Here is a 20,719-nt window from a genome sequence, read left to right as displayed (position 1 = left end):
GTTCACCCACCCTCGTAGTAGACGAACCGCTTGCTGACCTTCACCTGGACCAGCGTGATGACCATGATGATCCCGAACAGCAGCCAGGCCATCGCCGAGGCGTAGCCCATGTGCAGGAACTGGAAAGCCTGCTGGAACAGGTAGATCAGGTAGAACAGCGCCGCGTCGCTGCTGTAGGTGGCCGAGGCGGTGCTGCCGTAGAAGGCGGTGTAGGCCTCGTCGAAGGTCTGCAACGCCGCGATGGTCTGCACGATGAAGGTGAAGAACAGCGTGCCGCTGATCATCGGCAGCGTGATGTGCCGGAACCGCCGCCAGGGCGAGGCCCCGTCCAGCTCGGCCGCCTCGTAGAGGTCCAGCGGCACGTTCTTCAGCGCCGCCAGGTAGAGCACCACGGTGCCGCCGACCGACCACAGGTTCATCAGCACCAGGCCGGGCTTGACCCAGTCCGGGTCGGTGCTCCACGCGGGGCCCTGGATGCCGAACAGCCCGAGAAACTCGTTGATCAGGCCGACCTGGCCGTTGAACAGCATCAGGAACAGCACGCCGACGGCCACCTTCGGGGTGACCTCCGGCAGGTAGAACAGGGTGCGGAAGAAGCCCGCCGAGCGCGTGCCGACCCGGTTGAGCACCATGGCCAGCGCCAGCGCGACGATCATCGTGCCGGGCACCACCATCAGCGAGTAGACGACGGTGTTGGCCAGGCTCTTGGCCACCTTCGGATCGCTGAGCAGCTGCTCGTAGTTGGCCCAGCCCACCAGGTTCGGCGAGCCGAGCGCGTCGTAGTCGGTCAGCGAGAGCACGAAGCTGGCCACCATCGGCCCGGCCATGAAGATCAGGAAACCGATGATCCACGGCGAGAGGAACGCGTACGCCGCCCAGGTCTCGCGCCTGCGGAAACCCTTGCGCCAGCGCCGGATCCGCTCCTTGCGGTCCGGCTCGGCGGCGACCTTGGCCGGGGCCGTCACCGCGGCTCTCACCGGCCGCCGGACGCGCGGTCGAGCGCCTGCTGCGCCTCGCGCTGGGCCTGGGCCAGGGCGTCGGCGGCCTTCTGCTGCCCGGAGAGCACCCGGTTCACCGCGTCGCTCCACGCCGTCTTGAACTCCGAACCCGCGGGCGAGGCGGGCATGGTGAAGGCCGACTCCTGGGCGCTGAGCACGGCCTTGACCGCCTTGTCGAACACCGGCTTGTCGTCCAGCTTGACCAGCTCACCGAAGATCTTCTGGTCGGCGACCGCGTTGGCGGTGTAGACCCCGGTGAACGCCTTGCCCTCGGCCTTGCGGGCGTTCGCGCGGGCCTGAGCGGCGGCGATCCAGGACTCCGAGGAGGTCATCTCCTTGATCCACGCGCACGCCTTGTCCTTGTTCTTGCCCGCGGTCGGGATCGCCCACGCGCTGCCGGTGACCCAGTCGATCGGCCTGCCCTGGACGTCGGTGAACGGCGTGACGCCCAGGCCCACGTTCGGCGACATGTTGGCCAGCACGTTGAGGTACCAGTCCTCCATCGGGAACGCGGCGAGCTGGTCCTGGCTGAACGGGTTCTTCTCGCCGAAGAAGTTGAACGAGTCGCGGAAGGCCTTCACCGCGCCCCAGCCGCCCTGCTTGTCCAGCAGCCCAACGGTGTACTCCAGCACCTCGACCAGCTTCGGATCGGCGAGGTTGGCCTTCTTCCCGTCGTCGCTGAGCATCTTCACGCCGCTCGCGCGGGCCCACAGCGGCAGGAACTCCGGGATCTTCGGGTCGAAACCGACGCGGGCGAGCTTGCCGTCGCCGCCGCGCCTGGTCAGCTCGACGACGGTGCGCTCCAGCCCGGCGCGGTCGCTCACGTTCACCGCGGCGCCGCCGTTGGTCATCATCACCCGGTTGTTGTAGAACTCCGGCAGCCCGTAGAGCTTGCCGTCCAGGGTGACCTCGGCCAGCGCGGGCGCGCGGTACTGCTTGAGGTCGATCTTCTGGTTCGCGACGCAGCTGTCCAGCGGCTCGACCGTGCCGCGCGCGGCGTAGGTGCCGAGCAGCTGGCGGTCCAGGTACACCAGGTCCGGCGGGCTGCCCGAGGCGACCGCGGAGAGGAACTGCTGCGCGTCGAAGGCGTTGCCGCCGATGCGCACGGTGGCCGGGGCGATCACCTTGTTGGCCCGCTCCACCCGGGTCTTGGCGATCTCGTCGCCGGTGCCGAACCCCATGGTGGTCAGGGTGGCCGCGCCGTCCTGCCCGGACCGCCCGACCCCGCCGCAGCCGGCGAGCACGAGGGCCGTCGCCACGGTGAGTGCGGTGAGACTGCGCTTCGACATGCCGTGTTCCTCCGCGCCTTCGAGGGGGAATCAGTCAACACAGTGTGATCAGCGCATGGCAACGTTGCCATGTGGAATCGTTGCCACAACCTAGGTGCGCCTCCCCCACCCCGTCAAGGTCTCCCCACTCCTCCTGAACCCTCCCCTGAAACCCCGCGCGCCCCCTCCACCACCTCCCCCTCCCACCCCTCCTCCGCCAACCTGGCTAGAGACCTCCCGTTTCGTACTCTTAACGGGCTTTGGAGCGCTCTAATCCACGGTAATGAGTACGAAACGGGGAAAACGCGGGTCGCCCGGGGGCCACGGGGACCTCGGGTGCCAGGGAGGTGAGCGTGGGGTGTGGCGGGCGCGAGGGCAAGCGGGGGGCGAGCCTGGGTGGAGTTTGTTTCAGCGGGGTGCGGCGGTGGAGGCGCGGACGACCAGCTCGGGCTGCACGTGGATGATCGTCGGCTCCTGCTCGGCGGCACCGTCGAGCCTGCTCAGCAGCACCTCGGCACAGCGCTTCCCGAAGGACACCGTGTGCTGGGTGACGGTGGTGATCCCCGGACGGACCATGGACATCCACGGCACGTCGTCGTAGGCGGCGAGGGACAGCTTGCGCGGCACGGCGATCCGACGGCGCTGGATCTCCTGGAACGCCCCCTGCGCGATCACGTTGTTGGCCGCGAACAGCGCGGTGACGTCGGGGTGGGCGTCGAGGAGCTCGGCGGTCGCGCCCCGGGCTGCCTCCGCCTCGAAGCTCGTGGTGAACGCGATCAGCTTCTCGTCCAACGGCACCCCGGCCGCCTCGTGCGCGGCGCGGTAGCCCGCGAGCCGACCAGCCCCGGTGGTCCACTTCGTCTCGTCGATGAGCAGCGCGATCCTGCGGTGGCCCAGCGCCAGCAGGTGTTCGGTGACCAGCTCGGCGCCCTGCTCGTTGTCGCCGAGGACCGCGTCACCGTGCCGGGTGCCCGCGCGGCGGTCGGCCTGGACCACGTTGATCCCGTGCTCCCGCAGGCTTTTCACCGAGCGCGAGGACACCGGTGTGATGATCACCCCGGACACCCGCATCGCCGCGAAGGTCTGCACAGCGAGCAGTTCCTCCTCGGCGCTGCCGTCGTCGTTGACCAGGATCATGTGGTAGCCGGCCGCGCGGAGCACCTGCTCGATGCCAGCGGCGAGGTCGGCGTAGAAGGGGTTGCGCAGATCGGAGATGAGCACGCCGACCGAACGGCTGCTGCGGTTGCGCAGGCTACGCGCGTTGGCATCGGGGATGTAGCCGATGCGCGCGGCGGCGGCGCGGACGCGTTCGCGGACCTGGGGCGCGGTGTAGCCGGTTCCGTTGAGCGCACGGGAAACCGTGGACGGGGACACTCCCGCCTCCCGCGCCACATCGGCTCCTGTCGGCCGCCGGACCACCCCATCGCTCACGTGCCGATCCTATCGGCCGCACTGTCCAGTGTGGACCTGTAGGCGGACCAGATCCGCGTCACATCCGCGAGGTCGGATGGCCGCAGCTCCTCACCGCTGTGGTCGATGTGCGTGGCGTAGTACAGCGCGGGAACACCGAGTTTCGGTTGCACGCGAAGATAGGCCGCCCATTCCGCGCGGTCGGGAAGACACCAACCGTCGGTGTCGATCGGCGTTCCCGGACATGCCGCCGCCACAACGGCTGCGCGGTACCGCATGTGCTCGACCACTGGGCCGGACGGATCGACGGCGTCGAGCATCCTGATGTCGTTGAGCCGGATCATGTCCGTCACGTCCCGGAAAGCGGGGTTCGGCGTGTGCGTGATGATCAGCGAGTCCGGTTTGACCCGCTTCGCGGTCGTGTACGCGCGGCGCAGCAGTTCGTGCAGCAGCGCGGCACCCCACTTCGGCCCGGCTGCCGTCAACGAGACCCCGCTCGGCGTGCGCGCCAGGAAGTCGATCTTCAGGCCGTCCGCGTCCAGGCCGTCCGGGCCGAGCAGGTACGCGATCGTCTCCTCGATCAGCCGACGCCCCACCGCGCTCTGCGGGTCGAGCGCCACGGGCGTCCCGTCCGGCAACCGCACGCAGGCTTCGGCCGGAGCGCCCTCGAAGTCCCACGCTTTCCACCACAGCAACACACGCTGGCCCCGGGCACGACGCGCCGCGATCCACCCGCGCAGGTCGGGCCACTTGTGCTCGTCGGGCTGGTTGGTTCCGTAGTCCCGTTGCCATTTGTCATCCACCACAATGGTTCCCGGCACCACACCGTGGTCCTCGAGATGCCCCAGGAATCGGTCGTAGTTCTCCTGCGTGGCGAAGTCGGCCGCGGGTTGCCCCAGGCAGTTCTGCGCGCCCCAGCCGCAGAAGATCGGCTCCAACCAATGCCGCGGCACCGCCTCGGTTCGAGGTGGCGGCACCAAACCCTTGTCCAGCAACAGGTCGTGGTGCATGCGCAAAGCCGAGGCCGGGTCCGCCGCACCGAACTGGATCACTACGTCGGGCGCACGGAACTCACCGTCCACTGTGGTGTGTCCTTCGTAGTCCAGCCGCAGACCGAGCGCGTCCACTCCGCCGGTGTAATGCATCGACGTGAAGTTCTGCTCCGCGATCGGGGCCGCGATGCCCAGCGCCGCCCACCGCGAATCCCGGGAAACCGCGTAGCACCAAGGCGCGGGCACGAACAACCACCGCCCCACCCCGGGCTCCGCCCCATCGCCGACCACACCGATCACCGCAGGTTCGCCCGCCGGTCGCACGGATCGCCGAGGATGATCGGGGTTCGGGGTGAACACCGTGTCCAACGCCGATCCGCTCGGCAGGAAGCCATGCGGCGCCCACCATCCGCCAAGCAGGTGCGCGGTCAGCAGCGAGCCCGCGCCGGTAACCGCGGTCCGAACCTCAAGCCGGTCCGGGAAGCACTCCAGCACCGTCGTCCTGCTCTGCCAGCGCGAACTCCGACAGCGGACCTCGATGCGCGAGCCGTCCCGCACAACCTCAGGCGTACCAAGGGTTTCGTCCGGCCCGTCGACAGTGTCCAGTGATGCCAGCAACCGAAGCTGAAACCACAGGTCGGGACCGCGAACGGAGGCGACCAAACGACGCTCGTCCAGCTCCACCGTGTACTTCATCGAACGTCCACCAACGCCTCCGCGTGCTGACCGAAACGTCGCGAGCCCACCGTGAGATCGGCCGCGATCCGCGCGCGCCGCACCACATCCCGGGTGGGCGTGATGGTGAACGCGAACGTCGTTCCGGCACCACCGGCCAGCTTCTCGGAGCACGAGGGCGGCGAGCAGGTCCAGCCCTCCGGCACCACCATCCGCACGGTCACGTCCTCACGGCCGCGGAACGGGTTGAGCACCTCGACCCGCACCTCAAGTGACTCGCCCGGCGCGGTCCTGCCCTGGTACGGCCTGATCCACGCGCCGACGCCCTCGGCCCCGAAGTCCACATCGGACAGTGGAAGCAGATCGCGGTGCAGCCCGGCCAGCTCCTCCGCCTTGGCCAGCAGCATGCCCAGGTAGGCGTCGTCCACCCAGCGCGGCGCCCAGTGGCCGCTGATGATCAGGTCCGGCCGCAGCTCGCGGTAGAGCTTCGCGCTGGCGATGAAGTCGTCGATCCGGAACCTGTTCTTGTACTGGAGGTTCAGCAGCTCGGTGTGCTCGCCCTCCGCCCACAACGTGGTCTGCTGGTCGCCGGTGGCGATCACCCGCTTACCGTCCACCTCGAACGCGATCGCCACCGCGTAGAGCGTGTGACCGGGCAGCGGGTACAGCGTCAGCTCGTACTCGTGCCACCGCTGCGGCACTCCGACCTCCACCACGCGGTCGGTCAGGATCGGGTCGTACCACAGGCATGGCAGGTCGTAGTGCGCCGGATCGGCCAGGATCTCCGCGACGGACCGCTCGCACCAGATCTCGGTGCCCTCGACCTCGCGCAGCAGGTTGAACCCGGCCACATGGTCGTCGTGGTAGTGCGTCGCGACCGCCACCTCGACCCGCCGCACGCCGAAGTCCTTGCGCAGCGCGGGAAGCGAGGACAGCATCGGCCGCCGCGACGAGCGGTCGTCGCCGACCGGGAAGCCGACGCACATGTCGTAGCCGTAGTCGATCAGCAGCGCGTTCCCCGTCTCCGACAGCAGGACGTAGGTCGTGCCGAAGCTCGTCCGGTTGCGCAGCAGGTGCGGCGTGATCTCCTCGTACGGCCGGTCGAGCCAGTCGCGCAGGTCCCATGGCTTGTCCCGCCGCGAGTCGGAGAACGCCAGCAACCGCGCCTCCGTCAGCTCGAACGCGGCCGTGGGGTCCTCGATCGGCGGCCCGTGCGACGGCAGCACGAGGTCCGGCTCGTGCTCGGCCAGCTGGTAGAGCGAGAGCACGGTGTTCTGCACGCCCTCCACCCCGGAGTACGACCGCTGCGTGGCGGCGAGCGACCACACCTTGCCCTGCCCGTAGAGCAGGTCGCCGGTGAACGCCACGCGCCGCCCGCCGAGCTCCACCAGGTACGACACCGAGCCGAGCGTGTGCCCGGGGGTCGGCACCGTGAGCACGTCGAACTCGCCGAACCGGCGGGTCCGGTACTCCGGCACGACGCCCGTGACCTCGACCGGTTCGAGCAGCGAGAACCGGTCCTGGCGCAGGTCGTAGTAGTTGAACACCGGCCGCTGCTGCCAGTGCTCGTCGACCCTGTCGAACAGGTCCCGCTCGGTCGGCGGCACCCAGATCCGGATGCCCTCCGCCACCGCGCGCGCCAGGCCCTGGCACTGGTCGCGGTGGTGGTGGGTGATCAGCACGTCGGTGACCACCTCGGCCCCGAACCGGTCGAGGTGGTCCAGCACGTCACCGGAACCGAAGTCGACGAGCACCGCCGCGCCCTCGCGGACGAGCACGTAGACGTTGCAGGTGTCCTCGAAGAGGTGGACACCCTCGGGTAGCGCCTGGCCCATCCGCACGCCCCTTCCGCCTAGTGTGGCAACGTTGCCACATCGGTCCCGGAAATGTCATCCGGCATTTCGGCCAGCAGCTCGGCGACGAACCGGTCCAGCACCCCGTCGCCGACCCGCACCGGCGCCCTGTCGTGCGGCCGCCTCGTGTCGGTCGGCCGCCCCGCCGCCTCGACGAGCCGCACCACACGCGCCCTGGCCTCGGCTTCTCCGCCCGCGAGCAGCGTGACGGCGGCGGCAAGGGCACGCCCCCACAGCCCGGTCGCCTCCAGCCACGCGTCGGCCTCGGCGGCAAACCCGGGAACGGTGACCCCGGTGCGGATCAGCCCGGGCGCGGTGGACAGTCGGTCGGCCATCCGCCCGAGGCGCGCGAGCGCTTCCTCGATCTCCCCGGAGCGCCACGCGGTCCAGAACTCCGCGATCCGCGCGCTCAGCTCGGGCGCCTGCTCCAGGTGCAACCGCTCGTCGAGGGTGTTGAGGTCGGCGAAGGCCAGCAACGCGTCCAGCACGTCGCCCCGCCCACCGGCCAGCGAGTCCAGCGCCGCCCGCCACGACGCGCGCGAGTCGAAGTGCCTGTCGTCCCACCCGAACTCGGCGAACGAGCGCAGCGCGACCGTGCTCATCGCGGCCTGGTTCATCGGGTTCGACAGCACCCCGCTGACGTGCTCGGACAGCCCGTTCTCCCGGCCGGAGTAGTCCGCGAGCGGCACCCTGCCGTGGATGTAGTCGTTGACGGGATAGTTGTCCCACAACAGGATTCGGTGCCCGAAGACCTCCTCGGCGCGCGCCGCCTCCGCCTTGGTGATCGTGCGCGGGATGACGCCGACCCCGGTCCACCAGACGTAGACGTCCCGGTGGAGCTGCTCGCGGAGCGCCTTCTTGTACGGGGTGTCTTCGAGGTCGTAGTACTCGGTCGGCACGAGCTGCACGGGCTCGTCCGGGCCCGCCCACTCCTGGACCTGGTTCAGCAGCCACGCCTGCGCCGCGCCGCTGTCGGCGAACCGGCGCTCGTCCTCCTCGCAGTGCCACACCTTGTGGTCGATGTCGTCGAGCGCGACCGCGAACGAGGTCCCGCCGAGCTCCCGGATCGCCTCGAACTTCGCCAGCAGCGCCGCGAGGTCGTCGGGGTGGGAGTAGCGCATCGACAACCCGGGCGAGACGGTGAAGACGAACCGCACGTGGTTGTCGTTCGCGCGGGTGATCAGCTCCCCCAGCTCGGCGAGCGCGTCCGCTGGGTACGGCTCGCGCCACCGGTCGCGGTGGTAGGCGTCGTTCTTCGGCGCGTACACGTAGGTGTTCATCCGGTGCTCGCCGAGGAAGTCCAAGTGCGCCAGGCGATCCGCGTGCGACCACGGCGTTCCGTAGAAGCCCTCGATGGAGCCGCGGAAGGGCATCGCGGGCGCCTCGCGGACGACCAGGCCGGGCTGCGCCTCGCCCCGCTCGACGAGTCGGCGGAGCGTCTGCGCGGCGTAGAACGTGCCCGCGGGATCGGCCCCGTCGAGCACGACCTCCTCGCGGCCGATGATCACCTGGTAGGACTCGGGGCCGCCGACGAACTTCTCACCGCCGAGCCGCACCGTGACGTCGCCGCCGAGGGCCGCCCGCACCACGCGCTCCGTCGCCGCGTCCCCCTGAGGGGCGTGGACCACCTGAAACTGTTTTACCGACATGCCTCCGGGAGGCTAGTGCACAGTCTCCTCGACCGGAGTGCTGAAGCGCCGCAACGGTTTGTTCCGCCCCGCCAGGTAGGCGACTCCCGCGACGCAGAGCGCTCCGCCGGACACGAGCGCGAACGCGGGAGAGCTACCACCCGCGACGAGCCCGGCGCGGAAGTTGCCGACGTCCGGACCCGACACGCCGATGATGTGCTCGACCGCGCTGACTCGGCCGCGATAGGCATCGGGCGTGGCGATCTGCACGATCGCGCCGCGCGAGATCACCGAGATCGTGTCCGCCGCCCCCGCGACCACCAGGCACGCCACGCCGAGCCACAACGGTTGCGCCACACCGAATCCCGCGAGCCCCGCGCCCCAAACCCCTGCGGCCACGAGCATGACGGCCCCCGGTTGGCGCGCCCGCGTGACCACCCCGGACGCCGCGCTCGCCGTGATCCCACCGACCGCGATGGCGGACATGAACAGCCCCAACGCTTCCGGCCGCCCGAAGCGCTCGTCCGCGATGGCCGGGAACAACGCGATCGGCATGGCGAACACGGTCGCGATCACGTCGGTCACCAGCGCGCCCCGCACCACCCGCTGCCCAGCGAGGAACCGCATGCCCTCGCCGATCGCGCGCAGTCCCGGGCGCGCCGAACCCTCGGGGAGCATCGACGGCAGCTTGACCACGCCGTACAGCCCGATGGTGAAGGTGAACGCGTCGATCACGTAGCAGGTTGCGACTCCCCACTGCGCCGTGATCACGCCCGCGATCGCCGGGCCCACCAGCATGGCCGCCTGGAAACTGATGTGGTTCAGAGCGATTCCCGCCCGCACCAGGTGTTCCGGCAGCAGCCGCACCGCGAAGGTCTTGCGCGCCGGGGCGCCGAGCCCACTGAACGTGGCCTGCACGCCGACCAGGCCGAGCACCACCGCGAGCGACTCGAAGCCCAGAAGTGCTTGCGCGGCAAGTAAAGCGGCTGTCACGACCTGCCCGACCGTTGTGATCAGCACTAGCCGTCGCCGGTCCACGGTGTCGGCGAGGGTGCCGCCCAGCAGCCCGAACACCACCATCGGTGCGGCCTGGGCGATGCCGATAGCGCCGACCGCGACGGTGCTCTCCGTCAGCTGCCACACCTGGGTGAGCACGGCGACCACCGTGAGCTGGCCGCCCAGGACCGACGCGGTGCTGCCGATCCACAGCCGCCGGAACGCGTCGCTCGCGCGCAGCGGCCGCACGTCGATGAACAGCTTCACTTCAAGTGCCTTTCGATGCGGTCGTGGAAAGACCGCTTCGCCAGCGCCGCTTCCAGATCGCGCACGACCTGGCTCAGCGCGTAGGGCAGCTCCTCCTCCAGTTCCGCGACGGCCTGCTCCGTGGCGCGCCATTCGGCTTCGAGGAAGGGGACCAGCTCCTTCGCGCGCTCGGTCAGCTCGACGCTCCTGGTGCGCGCGTCCGCCCCGGGCACGCTCGTGACCAGGCCCTCGCGACGCAGCGCGGTCACCGTCTGGCTCATCGCGGAGTGCGTGACGTCCAGATCTTCGGCCAGCGCGCGGATCGTCATCGGCCCCGAGCGCCCGAGCCGGATCAGCGGCATCACGTAGCGCGGGCGCACCCCGTCGATGCCTCGCTCGGTGTAGAGGCGGCCGATCTCGTCGTCCATCGCCGCGAGCAGCACCCGCAGTGGCCGCCAGCGGCTGTGCTTGGTCGGATCGGTCATACGAGCTATCGTAACAGCACTTATATTAGTGCTGTTACTTTTGCCAGGAGGATGGATGTACCCCGAGATCGAGCCCTACGACCAGGGCATGCTCGACGTCGGCGATGGTCACCGCGTGTACTGGGAGGTCAGCGGCAACCCCGACGGCAAGCCCGCCGTCGTCGTGCACGGCGGCCCCGGTTCGGGCTCGCGCCCGGGCCACCGCCGCTACTTCAATCCGGCTGTCTACCGCATCGTCCTGTTCGACCAGCGCAACTGCGGCCGCAGTACCCCGCACGCGAGCGAACCGGTCGTCGACCTGTCCGCCAACACCACCGATCACCTGCTCCGCGACATGGAGCAGCTGCGCGAGCACCTCGGCATCGACCGATGGCTGGTGTTCGGCGGTTCCTGGGGTTCGGTGCTCTCGGTGACTTACGCGCTGCGTCACCCCGAACGAGTCTCCGAGATGGTCATCACCGCCGTCGCCACCGGCAGGCATTCCGAGATCGAGTGGCTGATCCGAGGCTTCGGCCAGCTGGCCCCCGAGGCTTATGAGCGTTTCCGCGCCGGTGTCCCCGATCCCGGTGACGACATTTCCGCCGCCTACCACCGCCTGCTGATGGACCCCGATCCCGCCGTTCACCGCAAGGCCGCCGATGACTGGTGCGCTTGGGAGGACGCCATCGCCACGGTCCCGCCCGGCCGCGATGTCGTGCACGAGCCGTGGGAGCCGCGTTTCCAGCTCGCTTTCGCCCGTCTCGTCACCCATTACTTCAGCAACCGCTGTTGGCTCGAAGACGATGAGTTGGCCCGCGAGGGTCATGTGTTGAAGAACATTCCCGGCGTCATCGTGCATGGCCAGCTCGACCTCAGTGCGCTCGCCGGGAATCCGTGGGTGCTGCACAACGCCTGGCCGGGTTCCGAACTGGTAATCATCGAGCACGGCACACATGGCACCGGCACGACGGAAGCGATCATCGACGCGACCAATAGTTTCGCCAAGCCCTAAAAGGGAGCGGGTTCGCCAATCGGCTCGATTTCCGATTCGTAGGTCTTGTCCTCCGGTGTGATCCACACGTGCCGTCCGTCTTCCAAGTTCTGGCACTGCCAGCTGGTCTCGTGCTTCATCCGGTGGTGCCGCCTGCACTTAGGCCGGAGGTTGTCGACTGACGTGTTGCTTCCGTCAAAGGGGCAGCAGTGGTCGAGGTCGCAGCGGTGGACGGGCTGTCGGCATCCGATCATCGTGCAGTGCGGGTAGCGGGCGGCGATGAGTTCGCGCTGCTTGGCGGTGGGCCGGTAGGTGGTGACGTCTTCGGCGATGCCGGTGACCGGGTCGGTGAGGATGCGCTTCCAGATCCCGTTCGCTGCGACATCCCGGGCGATGTTGATCGGCAGGGGCCCGTGGCCTTGGAGGATGGCGGGGTCGTCGTCCATGCCGATCAGGGAGCTGATCGCCATGGTGAGGTTCACCGTCACCTGGCCTTGAGGGGCACCGGTTTCCTTACCCAACAAGAGATCCAGGGCGACATCGACGCGTTTCTGGTCGAGGGTGCGGCCGTCTTTGGGGAGGCCGCGTGCGATGGCGTCGATGTGGTCGAAGGCTAGGGCGGTGTCCAGCGCGGGCATGATCAACCGGAGTGATGCCATGCCGTCATCGAGGTTGGTCTTCTCCACCCTGCGCTGCTTGCGTCCCTCCTCGTGGCGGCGTTCGACGGCGCTGGGGTCGAGCCGGTCGATGTAGCGGCGCGCGTACTGACGGGTCGCGGAGTAGGCGTTGTTCTCCGCATGCGCCAACAACGCCTCCTCGGCCGTCGCCGCCTGCACCGCCGAGAGGCCCTGAAGGAGTTCGACGATCATCAACGCTTTGCCCTCGTCGACGCGGCCTTCGGCCAGCGCCTGCAAGACCACGGGACGCGCGGTCAAATCTGAGGCTTTCGCCAGGAGTCGTGATGCTTTCTCCTTCGAGATCCGCAACAACGGCATCAGCAACTCCTCGGCGTACTCACGCTCGGCGGGCCGGAGCTGAGCGACGTACTCCATCAACGCCACCAGGAATTCGACGACGGCTTTACCGATACCGGTGAACGTTGCCTTGACTTTCGCATCAGTGATATCGAGGGGCATGTCTCCATTTTATCGCAGACAAATAGTCGATCATGGCTCTACAGGGTGAATTGCCAGGCGCCCGAAAAGCCCGAAACGCAACCCCCACGAAACAGCAAGCCGCACATGAAAGCGGGTCGGCTTTACCTGGGGTGCGCGTGCCATACGCTTGTCGCGAGGGCCGGGGTTTCATCCCGTGCCCCTGAGAGGCCCAAGGGCACGCGCAAGGGGCCCCCAGGTCAAGCCGACCCCCACGCTGGAAGCCCAGCCAACTCCGCTGGAAGCCCAGCCCACGCAAGCAGGAAGCCCAGCGCCCACGCTGGAAGCTCAGCCGTACCCCCGCTGGAAGCCCAGCCACGCAAGCTGGAAGCTCAGCCGTACCCCCGCCGGAACCCCCCGCCACAAAGGGCGATCTTGAGCCCTCTTCGCGTGTCCCTGCCCGCTTTCCCCCCGCGATCGCCGGATCTTCGCCACGATGGCGCCATGACGGACTACGGCGTCGACACCGATCGGCACGCACTGGTGGCGATGTGGAGCTCGGGACTGGGCAATATCGCGCACACCGCCGCGGATCTGCCCGACGCGGTCTCCACCGATCAGGCGCTGTTGCTGACGCACGTGCTCAACGGGCTTTCCCGGGCCGCGTGGCGCACTTACACCCATCCTGGCAGCCCGCTGGACGACGCCGAGCTGGACTTGGACGGCGAGGGCTGGGAGCGCACGGACGAACGCGCGGCCCTCGCCGATGTGGTGGCGGCGATACGGGCGCCGAACCTGCCCGAGGACGGGATGCTGCTGGAGTCCTACAGCCCGGTGATCGAGTCGGCGCACCGGGTCGGCCGGGAGTTGCACGGGATCTCCGATCTCGGGTTGACCGAGCAGCTGGTCACCGAGGTGGAGGCGGAGCTGGCCGCGATCGAGGCGGCCGAGCGCGGGGACCTCACCGGGCGTGCCCGCCAGGCGGTGCGGCTGACCAGGGCAGATGCCTCACCGTTGCAGGTGGCCGCCGCGGACGCGCTGTTGCAGCAGGACCCGCTGGGCTCGGCGGCGTTGTTCAGCGAGGTCGACGCGACCGCGGCGTCGGTGGCGGCGGCGCACTGGCTCCAGGTGGCGGCGGAGATCGCAGCGGAGATGGCCGAGACCGCGCCGACCGAGGTGGTGATCGAGGCCGACGACCTGGAGCCGCTGGCGGTGGACACGCCGACGCTGGTGCTGGAGCGGCTGGCCAACGGGGAGTCGCCCCGCCAGGTGGTGACCGATCTGGTCGGTGACGCGATGGCGGTGGCGGACGGGCGCATCCCGGACGTGGAGGGCCTGATGGTGCTCCTCGTGCAGGCGGGCGAGGACCTCAGCGGCGACGACGAGGACTTCGAGGCGACGGTGCCCGACCGGATCACCCCGCTGGACCCGGTGCGCCCGGCCCACGACCTCCTCGAAGACCTGCTCGACGGCATCCGGGGCTGTTGGTTGCTCTACCGCGCTTACGAGGACGACGCCGCTCCCCCGAACACCCCGGCTCCGCAGCGCGCCGACCGCGACAAGGCGTTCTTCGACCGCGTCCGCAAGGAGGCCGCCGCGCACCAGGACCGCCTGCTCTAATGGGCGGGTGTGGTTCGGAGTGCTCGGCGAGCTCGTCGCGCTGCGGGAGGGGCGGCGGGTAGAGCTCCCGGCGGGGCGGGCGCGGGCGATGCTCGCCGTGCTGCTCGTCGAGGTGGGCCAGGTGATCCCGCTCCGCGTGCTCAGCGAGCGGGTGTGGGGAGCCGATACGCCACCCCGGGCCGGGAACACCTTGCGCGCCTTCGCCTCCCGACTGCGGGAAGCCCTGCCGGAGGTGGAGATCGAGCGCACCGGCGACGGTTACCGCCTCGCCGCCCCGGAGGACAGCATCGACCTCCACCGCTTCCGGGCTCTAGCAGCCGAGAACCCGGCGGAGGCGTTGGAGCTGTGGCGCGGCACGCCACTGTCCGAAATGGACAGTCCATGGGCTGACGAGACGCGGACGGCGTTGCTGGCCGAGCGGCTCGGCGCGGCGTTGGACGACAACGACAGCCAGCTCCGAACCGCCGGACATGGCGGCCTGCTGCCGAACCTGCTCGCCTCCGACACGGAAGACCACGAGCGGCAGATCGGCCGGGCTTTGCTCGGACTCTACGGCGACAGGCCGGAACCCTCCGGACCTGTGCCGCGAGAACTTCCTGACGCGCCAACAGGATTTGTCGGGCGTGGCGGAGAGCTGGCCGCGCTCGAACGACGGTTCGCCATCCAGCGCGAAGAGGGAGCGGTCACGCTCGCCATCCACGGGCAACGCGGTGTCGGCAAGAGCTGGCTCGCATTGCGGTGGGCGCACGACAACCTCGACCGCTTTCCGGACGGGCAACGCTACGTCGACCTGAGCGCCCCCGTCGAGCCCGCTCGGGCCGAGGGCCGAATGCTGCTGGTGTTGGACAACGCGCGGGACTACGAGCAGCTGGAACCGTTGCTGCCCAACGATCCCGCGTGCACCGTGATCATCACGAGCCGAGAGGGGATCACCACGAGGGGTGCGCAGCCCCTCAAGGTCGAACCTCTCGGCGAGCGACACGCACGCGATCTACTCAAGGATCACCTTGGCGTACAACGCATGCAGGCCGAGCCCGCCGCCGTGAACGAGCTGCTGAGCTACTGCGACGGCCTGCCGCTCTCGCTCGGCGTCATCACCGCACGCGCCCGCGCGAACCCCGAAATTCCCTTGGCGGCACTGGCGACCGAGCTGCGCGAGTACGCCGCGCAGCTGGCCTGGCTGGACGCCGACGACGCCGAGCTGAACCTCCGCGTCGTGCTGACGTTCAACCAGTCGCCCGCAGCTCCCGGGGAACCAGGACGACTTCGCAGTCTCGGGTGACCAGGACCTTCGCGATGTCGTCGCGGCTGGGCACCTCGTACATGGCGGGCAACAACAATTCCTCCAGCACCGCCCGCGCGCCCCTGGCGCCCGTGCCCCGGTTCAGCGCTCGCTCGGCGATCGCCGGGAGCGCGCCCCTGGCGAACTCCAGCTCGACACCGTCATAGCGGAACAGCTTCTGGTACTGCCGGACGAGCGCGTTGCGCGGCTCGGTCAGCACCCTTGTCAGGGTCATCCGGTCCATCGGCCGCACGGAGGTGATCACCGGCAACCGGCCGACGAACTCCGGGATCAGCCCGAACTCGACCAGGTCGCGCGCCGTGGGCCCGTCCGAGTCCGGAACGGCCCGCGCGCCGAACCCGATGGGCGCGCCGCCTTTGCTTTCGAGGCCAGGGAAAGCTCCCGCCGCGATGAACAGGATGTTCGTCGTGTCGATCTGCATGAACTCCTGGTGCGGGTGCTTGCGGCCACCCTGCGGCGGCACGCTCGCGGTGGTGCCCTCCAGGATCTTCAGCAGCGCCTGCTGCACGCCCTCGCCGGAGACGTCACGGGTGATCGAGGGGTTCTCGCTCTTGCGGCCGATCTTGTCGACCTCGTCGATGTAGATGATCCCGCGCTGCGCCCGCTCGATGTCGTAGTCGGCCGCCTGGATCAGCTTGAGCAGGATGTTCTCCACGTCCTCGCCCACGTAGCCCGCCTCGGTCAGCGAGGTCGCGTCGGCGATCGCGAACGGCACGTTCAGCAGCTTCGCCAGGGTCTGGGCGAGGTAGGTCTTGCCGCAGCCGGTCGGCCCCATCAGGAGCACGTTCGACTTGCCCAGCTCGATGTCGGACTCCGGGCCGCCGACGCGCTTGTAGTGGTTGTAGACCGCCACCGACAGCGCGCGCTTCGCCGCGTCCTGCCCGATCACGTACTCGTCCAGCCGTTCCCGCAGCTCACGCGGCTTGAGCAGGGGCGAGTCGGCAACGGGGACGTCGTCCTCGGCGGCCAGCTCGTTGCACAGGCCGACGCAGCCGTCGCAGATGTACACACCGACCGGGCCCGCGATGAGCCTGCGCACCTGCTCCTGGTCCTTGCCGCAGAACGAGCACTTCGGCAGGTCTCGGCGCACGGCCACCTCCAGTCGGATGACTGAACCAGATGTTCAGATCATCCAGACTACCGTCAGGTGGCGCTGAGCAGGGAGTAGCACGCGAGGTGCAGCGCGAGGCGTTGTTCTGGCGAGTCGAGGTCCACCCCGCGCGCCCGGATGCGCTCGATTCGGCTGAGCACGGTGTTGCGGTGCACACCGAGCCGGGCCGCCGCTTGACCGGTTGAGCCCGCGCAGTCCAGCAGCGCGACCAGGGCGGTGAGCAGCACGTCCGCGTCCGGTGCCGCCAGCAGATCGGCCAGCGCGACGCGCGCGGCGGCGGCGACGTCGGGCACGGGTATGCAGGCCAACACCGCCCGCGGGCCGAGCGCGCCGAACAGTTCGACCGTCTCCCCGTCGCGGCGACCGGCCACCGCCGCGGCCAGCCGGGCCTCGTCGACCGAGCGGCGCAGACCCGCGACACCCTCTCCCGGCAGGCCGACGCCCGCGGCGAGCTGCACGGGCCGCGTGGCCTGGAGGTACGGGCGCAGCAGCCCGGCGACCGCGTCCGGGCTCTCGGCGCCGGTCCACCAGCTCACCCAGCCCTCGCCGCGCGGGATCAGCGGCAGGTGCGGGAAAGCCTCCTGCCACGCCGCGAGCACCCGCGGCGCCATCGCTTCCTGATCGGCGTCGCCCGCCTCGCGGACCTGGAGGAAAACGGCGACGTGGTTGCCGTCGACCGACCACCCCGCGGCGCGCGCCCCTTCGTCGTCACCGTCCTCGCCGAGCAGCAGGTCCAGCAGGACCCGGTCGCTCGCGGCCTGGCGCACGGGCCGCAGCCAGGCGCGTCCCACGCACGCGGCGAGCGGCGCCCGCGCCAGGCCCAGGACCGTGCGCACGGTCAGGGCCCACGACGGCGACCACGCGGCGAGCTGCCCGACCAGCCGCGCCCACGGGCGCCCGTCCGGCCCCGGCACGTGCACCTCGACGCGGCGCTTGCCCTCGGCGTGGTCGGCGGCGGCCCGCCCGGCGAGCACGTGCCCGTCCTCGGCGATGAGCGCGACCTGCACGCCGGGGACCTCGATGTTGATCACTCCGACGATGTCGCGGAGGGTGCCGCGCTCACCGAAGAGCACGGCGCAGCGCGCGGTCAGCCGGGCCCGCGCCGCATCGGTGTCGGCGACCGCCGCGGAGAGTTCGAGCGCGTGCCGCGCCGGGTCGGCGACCACGAACAGCGGGACCCGCAACCGCTCGGCGAGCTGCGCGGTGGGGTTGCCGACCGCGATGTCGGCCGGGGCGATCACGCAGGAGGCGTTGCGCTCCCAGGCCAGCCGCAGCGCGGACTCCAGCGACCACGCGCCCTGCGCCGCGGCGCCGTGCAGCACCACCGCGGAGTGCGGCTCGCACTGCCGGATCTCCTCCAGCTCCGCGACCAGGACCACGCCGGAGACCTGGCGGTCCAGCTCCTCGCCCGCGAACACCTTGGCCTGGCCCAGCGGCCCGAACTGGACCAGCTCGGCCACGCTCAGCTGCTCGACGACGTCCTTGCGGTTCACGAAACCACCTCGCGGGGGTGCTCGACCGGGAAACCGAACGCGCGCGGACCGGCCAGCGCCAGCCCGGCCCGGCTGTGCCACATCGGGTCGGCGGGCATCACCAGCACGTCCACGTCGTTGCCGACGGCGACCCGCTCCAGCCCGACGATGTGCGGCTCGCGCTGGTCCAGCAGGCACAGCACGTCCGGGACGGCCGCGCTGACCACCCCGTCGGCCACCGCGAGGAAGATCTCGCTCTGCCCCTCCAGCCGGATCATCCGCCCGTCCGGGCCCGGCTCGCGGACCACCACGCTGGTGGGCACCGCCGGGTACTGCCGCGCGCCAACGGTTCTGGTCGCGTGGCCGAGTTCGACGACCCGCCCGCCGCCGAGAACCCGTGCTCCGGCAATGGAAGCGAGCCCGGCCAGCAACGTCCCGCGGTCTGGTGCGCCGCGCAGCAGCCTGCCCGCCTCCACCACCCGGCTGGTCGAGCCGCGGATCGCGCACTTCGCCAATTGGTCCACAATGGACGGATAGCTGGCGCACAGCATGAACCCGCCCGCGGCCTGCATCGCCGAGCGCAGCAGCAGTTCCGAGCGCGCCGTCGAGGTGTCCAGCACCATCACGTCACCGGCGAGGCTCGCCGCGGCCAGCGGGCCGATCGGCAGACCGGCCAGCGCGTAGGTGGTCTGGCTCATCAGCGGCAGCACGCGCCCCATGCCGTCACAGTCCACCAGCGGCAGGCCGAGCGCCGCGGCGGCCGCGACCGGGGCGAAAGCGTTGGGACCACTGGCATTCAGCGATACGATCGCGTCGACGCGCTTGCCCAGCCTGGCTTCCAGGGCGCGCACGGCGGAGACCGCCTCGTCGCCGGACGGCGGGAGCTCCAGCATCGGGCCGAAGCCGCCGATCGCGCCGATGGCCACGCACAACGCGTCCCCGTCCAGCTCGTCGAGGCCGACCATGCGCACCGGGCCGCGCTCGCGCAGCAGCTCGGCGATGTTGGCCAGGGTGCCGTCGAAGTGCGTGCTGCCCGCGGAGGAACACGTCAACTGGCTGCCCGTCTCCAGCGCGGGCAGGTCCTCGACGGTGATCTCGGTGATCACGCGCGGTCCCCCTCGGACTCGCTGTCGGTACTCGCGCGCACGTGCAGCCGGTAGACGTCGCGGCCGAGGAACGCCAGCGCGGTCGCCACCGAGCTGATCACCCGCTCACTCCCCGGGCGCGCGCCCGCCGCGGCGACCAGCGTCATGGCCTGGCGCTCGGCCAGGTGCTGCTGTCGTTGCAGCTCATCGAGGGTGTCCGCAGGCACGACGATGTCCAGCCACGCGCTCGGTTCACTGCACGCGGCGCCCACCGCGCTGGGGTTCGCCTCTGAGCGCAGCGGCACGAGCGCGGGGCCGACCTCGGCGCACAGCCGGTCGGCGATGTCCATGGCCTCCCGGTCGAACGCGGCGATCACGCTCGGCCCGACCAAGCTGCGCAGTTCGGCGGCGAGCGCGGGCTCGGCGGCGGTGCCCCGCACGTTGAGCACGGGGATCGGGCTCACCGTGCGCACGCCGAGTTTGCCCGCCAGGTCGGGGGCGATCCTGGGGCGCCCGGCGTCGACCCGGCCGAGCGCGATGAACCCGCGCGCGGCGAGCACCACGTGCGCGTCCGGCCTGCGGGTGAGCACGGCGGAGCCGGTCAGCGCGGTCGCGCCGTCCGCGCCGAGGCAGCGCACCGGCACCGCGCGCAGCCGCTTCGCCGAGACCCGGCCGCCGTCGCCGGTGGCGAACCAGCAGCCGGGCTCGCCGGGCAGGGCCGCGGTCAGCCGCTCGCAGCGGTCGACCAGCTCCTCCGCGGTACCGAGCAGCGCGGCGTTGATGACCGTGGTCGCGTCGCGTTCGAGCAGGCCCAGGCCGCCCGAGTCGCCGGAGAGCCGGATGCGCAGGTCGGGGAACTCCTCGCGAACCCGCGCGGCGACCGCCTCCTCGTGCGCGACGCTGTTGGAGGCCCCGGTCGCGGTGATGGCGAGCGTGCCGAGCCCGGCCGCCCGTGCCTCGGTGGCCGCGCGCACGGCGGCGTCGAGGTCCACCGGGACCAGCTCCGCGCCGAAGAGGTCGTGCCCGCCGGGGATCACCCCGCGCCAGGAGATCAGCGACCGCACCAGCTCCGACGGATGCGCCAACGCCCGCGGCGCGCGCGGCATGACCAGCAGCGACGCCACCGGAACGGCGGGCGGGACGGTGAACGCGGGCGGCGCCGGGGCACGCGGGCCCGCCGCGAGCAGGGCGTGCTCGATCAGCGGCGCGATGTTCCAGACAACAGTGTCGATCGTGTCCACTGTGGACGGTGCGGCGGCGGAGAGTTCGCGCAACAGGGCAGGAAGACCGCGCCAGCCGCCGTCCGGTCTGCGCGCCGCGGCCAGCACCCGGTCAGCGTGGACGAGGGTCCCGTCGGCGCCGTGCGCGCCCAACCGGACACCAATGCGCATGAACTCTCCCCGCCGGCCGCTCGTCGGCCCCGGGGGTGATCAATACACCGTGACGGCGTCAGTGTCGAACCACTGTCGACCGTATTGCGTAGTCCCGCCCGCGCCACCAGCCCAACCAGCTC

Annotated in this window: 16 protein-coding genes; 3 read left to right on the top strand and 13 right to left on the bottom strand. The window is 70.3% G+C overall.

What is annotated here, in order from left to right; genetic code table 11:
• Nucleotides 1-2: 2 nt before the first annotated feature.
• The 8 genes from NLX83_RS32380 to NLX83_RS32345 all read right to left on the bottom strand — a co-directional run bounded on the left by NLX83_RS32380 (nt 3) and on the right by NLX83_RS32345 (nt 10,551).
• A complete protein-coding gene (locus NLX83_RS32380) occupies nt 3-965 on the bottom strand; it encodes a carbohydrate ABC transporter permease (protein ID WP_254239035.1) in 963 nt (320 codons plus the stop codon).
• 8 nt (nt 966-973) lie between these two features.
• Complete coding sequence (locus NLX83_RS32375; RefSeq protein ID WP_254239034.1) at nt 974-2,287, bottom strand: ABC transporter substrate-binding protein; 1,314 nt, start codon at nt 2,285-2,287, stop codon at nt 974-976.
• Between the two features lie 387 nt (nt 2,288-2,674).
• Nucleotides 2,675-3,697, bottom strand: a complete 1,023-nt coding sequence (locus tag NLX83_RS32370) for a LacI family DNA-binding transcriptional regulator (RefSeq protein ID WP_254239033.1) — start codon at nt 3,695-3,697, stop codon at nt 2,675-2,677.
• Nucleotides 3,694-5,364 (bottom strand): hypothetical protein, encoded by a 1,671-nt coding sequence (locus NLX83_RS32365; protein WP_254239032.1) that lies wholly within the window; start codon nt 5,362-5,364, stop codon nt 3,694-3,696. Before NLX83_RS32365 ends, NLX83_RS32370 begins: the two co-directional genes overlap by 4 nt.
• The gene (locus tag NLX83_RS32360; protein WP_254239031.1) at nt 5,361-7,178 is read right to left on the bottom strand and encodes an MBL fold metallo-hydrolase; all 1,818 of its coding nucleotides are present in this window, start codon (nt 7,176-7,178) and stop codon (nt 5,361-5,363) included. Before NLX83_RS32360 ends, NLX83_RS32365 begins: the two co-directional genes overlap by 4 nt.
• A 17-nt stretch (nt 7,179-7,195) precedes the next feature.
• The gene (locus tag NLX83_RS32355) at nt 7,196-8,824 is read right to left on the bottom strand and encodes a beta-N-acetylhexosaminidase family protein (protein ID WP_254239030.1); all 1,629 of its coding nucleotides are present in this window, start codon (nt 8,822-8,824) and stop codon (nt 7,196-7,198) included.
• A 33-nt stretch (nt 8,825-8,857) separates the two neighbouring features.
• Nucleotides 8,858-10,087, bottom strand: coding sequence for an MFS transporter (locus NLX83_RS32350; RefSeq protein WP_254239029.1), 1,230 nt, complete (start codon nt 10,085-10,087; stop codon nt 8,858-8,860).
• The gene (locus NLX83_RS32345) at nt 10,084-10,551 is read right to left on the bottom strand and encodes a MarR family winged helix-turn-helix transcriptional regulator (protein ID WP_254239028.1); all 468 of its coding nucleotides are present in this window, start codon (nt 10,549-10,551) and stop codon (nt 10,084-10,086) included. Before NLX83_RS32345 ends, NLX83_RS32350 begins: the two co-directional genes overlap by 4 nt.
• 55 nt (nt 10,552-10,606) lie before the next feature.
• On the opposite strand from NLX83_RS32345, the gene pip reads away from it, so the two are divergent.
• Entirely contained in the window at nt 10,607-11,542 is a 936-nt protein-coding gene (gene pip / locus NLX83_RS32340) for a prolyl aminopeptidase (protein WP_254239027.1), read from the top strand.
• Here the strand turns inward: pip and NLX83_RS32335 are convergent.
• Nucleotides 11,539-12,657 carry an HNH endonuclease signature motif containing protein gene (locus NLX83_RS32335; RefSeq protein ID WP_254239026.1) on the bottom strand — a complete coding sequence of 373 codons (1,119 nt, stop codon included), beginning with the start codon at nt 12,655-12,657 and terminating at the stop codon, nt 11,539-11,541. The two genes, pip and NLX83_RS32335, sit on opposite strands and share 4 nt — an antisense overlap.
• Nucleotides 12,658-13,119: 462 nt before the next feature.
• Here NLX83_RS32335 and NLX83_RS32330 point away from each other — a divergent pair, with 462 nt between their 5' ends.
• Nucleotides 13,120-14,235, top strand: a complete 1,116-nt coding sequence (locus tag NLX83_RS32330) for a hypothetical protein (RefSeq protein WP_254239186.1) — start codon at nt 13,120-13,122, stop codon at nt 14,233-14,235.
• 7 nt (nt 14,236-14,242) lie between these two features.
• Nucleotides 14,243-15,517 carry an AfsR/SARP family transcriptional regulator gene (locus tag NLX83_RS42105; RefSeq protein WP_254239025.1) on the top strand — a complete coding sequence of 425 codons (1,275 nt, stop codon included), beginning with the start codon at nt 14,243-14,245 and terminating at the stop codon, nt 15,515-15,517.
• Here NLX83_RS42105 and clpX read toward each other — a convergent pair.
• The 4 genes from clpX to NLX83_RS32305 are packed head-to-tail and all read right to left on the bottom strand — an operon-like array spanning nt 15,462 to nt 20,597.
• Nucleotides 15,462-16,634 (bottom strand): ATP-dependent Clp protease ATP-binding subunit ClpX, encoded by a 1,173-nt coding sequence (gene clpX, locus NLX83_RS32320; protein ID WP_254239024.1) that lies wholly within the window; start codon nt 16,632-16,634, stop codon nt 15,462-15,464. The genes NLX83_RS42105 and clpX overlap by 56 nt on opposite strands.
• A 47-nt stretch (nt 16,635-16,681) precedes the next feature.
• Nucleotides 16,682-18,142 (bottom strand): PucR family transcriptional regulator, encoded by a 1,461-nt coding sequence (locus NLX83_RS32315; protein ID WP_254239023.1) that lies wholly within the window; start codon nt 18,140-18,142, stop codon nt 16,682-16,684.
• Complete coding sequence (locus tag NLX83_RS32310; RefSeq protein ID WP_254239022.1) at nt 18,139-19,227, bottom strand: DUF917 domain-containing protein; 1,089 nt, start codon at nt 19,225-19,227, stop codon at nt 18,139-18,141. Before NLX83_RS32310 ends, NLX83_RS32315 begins: the two co-directional genes overlap by 4 nt.
• Nucleotides 19,224-20,597 (bottom strand): hypothetical protein, encoded by a 1,374-nt coding sequence (locus NLX83_RS32305; RefSeq protein ID WP_254239021.1) that lies wholly within the window; start codon nt 20,595-20,597, stop codon nt 19,224-19,226. The genes NLX83_RS32310 and NLX83_RS32305 overlap by 4 nt, the downstream gene beginning before the upstream one ends.
• Between the last annotated feature and the right edge of the window lie 122 nt (nt 20,598-20,719).

This window comes from Allokutzneria sp. A3M-2-11 16, assembly GCF_024213555.1.
GTDB lineage: Bacteria > Actinomycetota > Actinomycetes > Mycobacteriales > Pseudonocardiaceae > Allokutzneria.
Note: the sequence above shows the minus strand (reverse complement) of the source record. Positions and strands in the feature narration are given on the sequence as shown.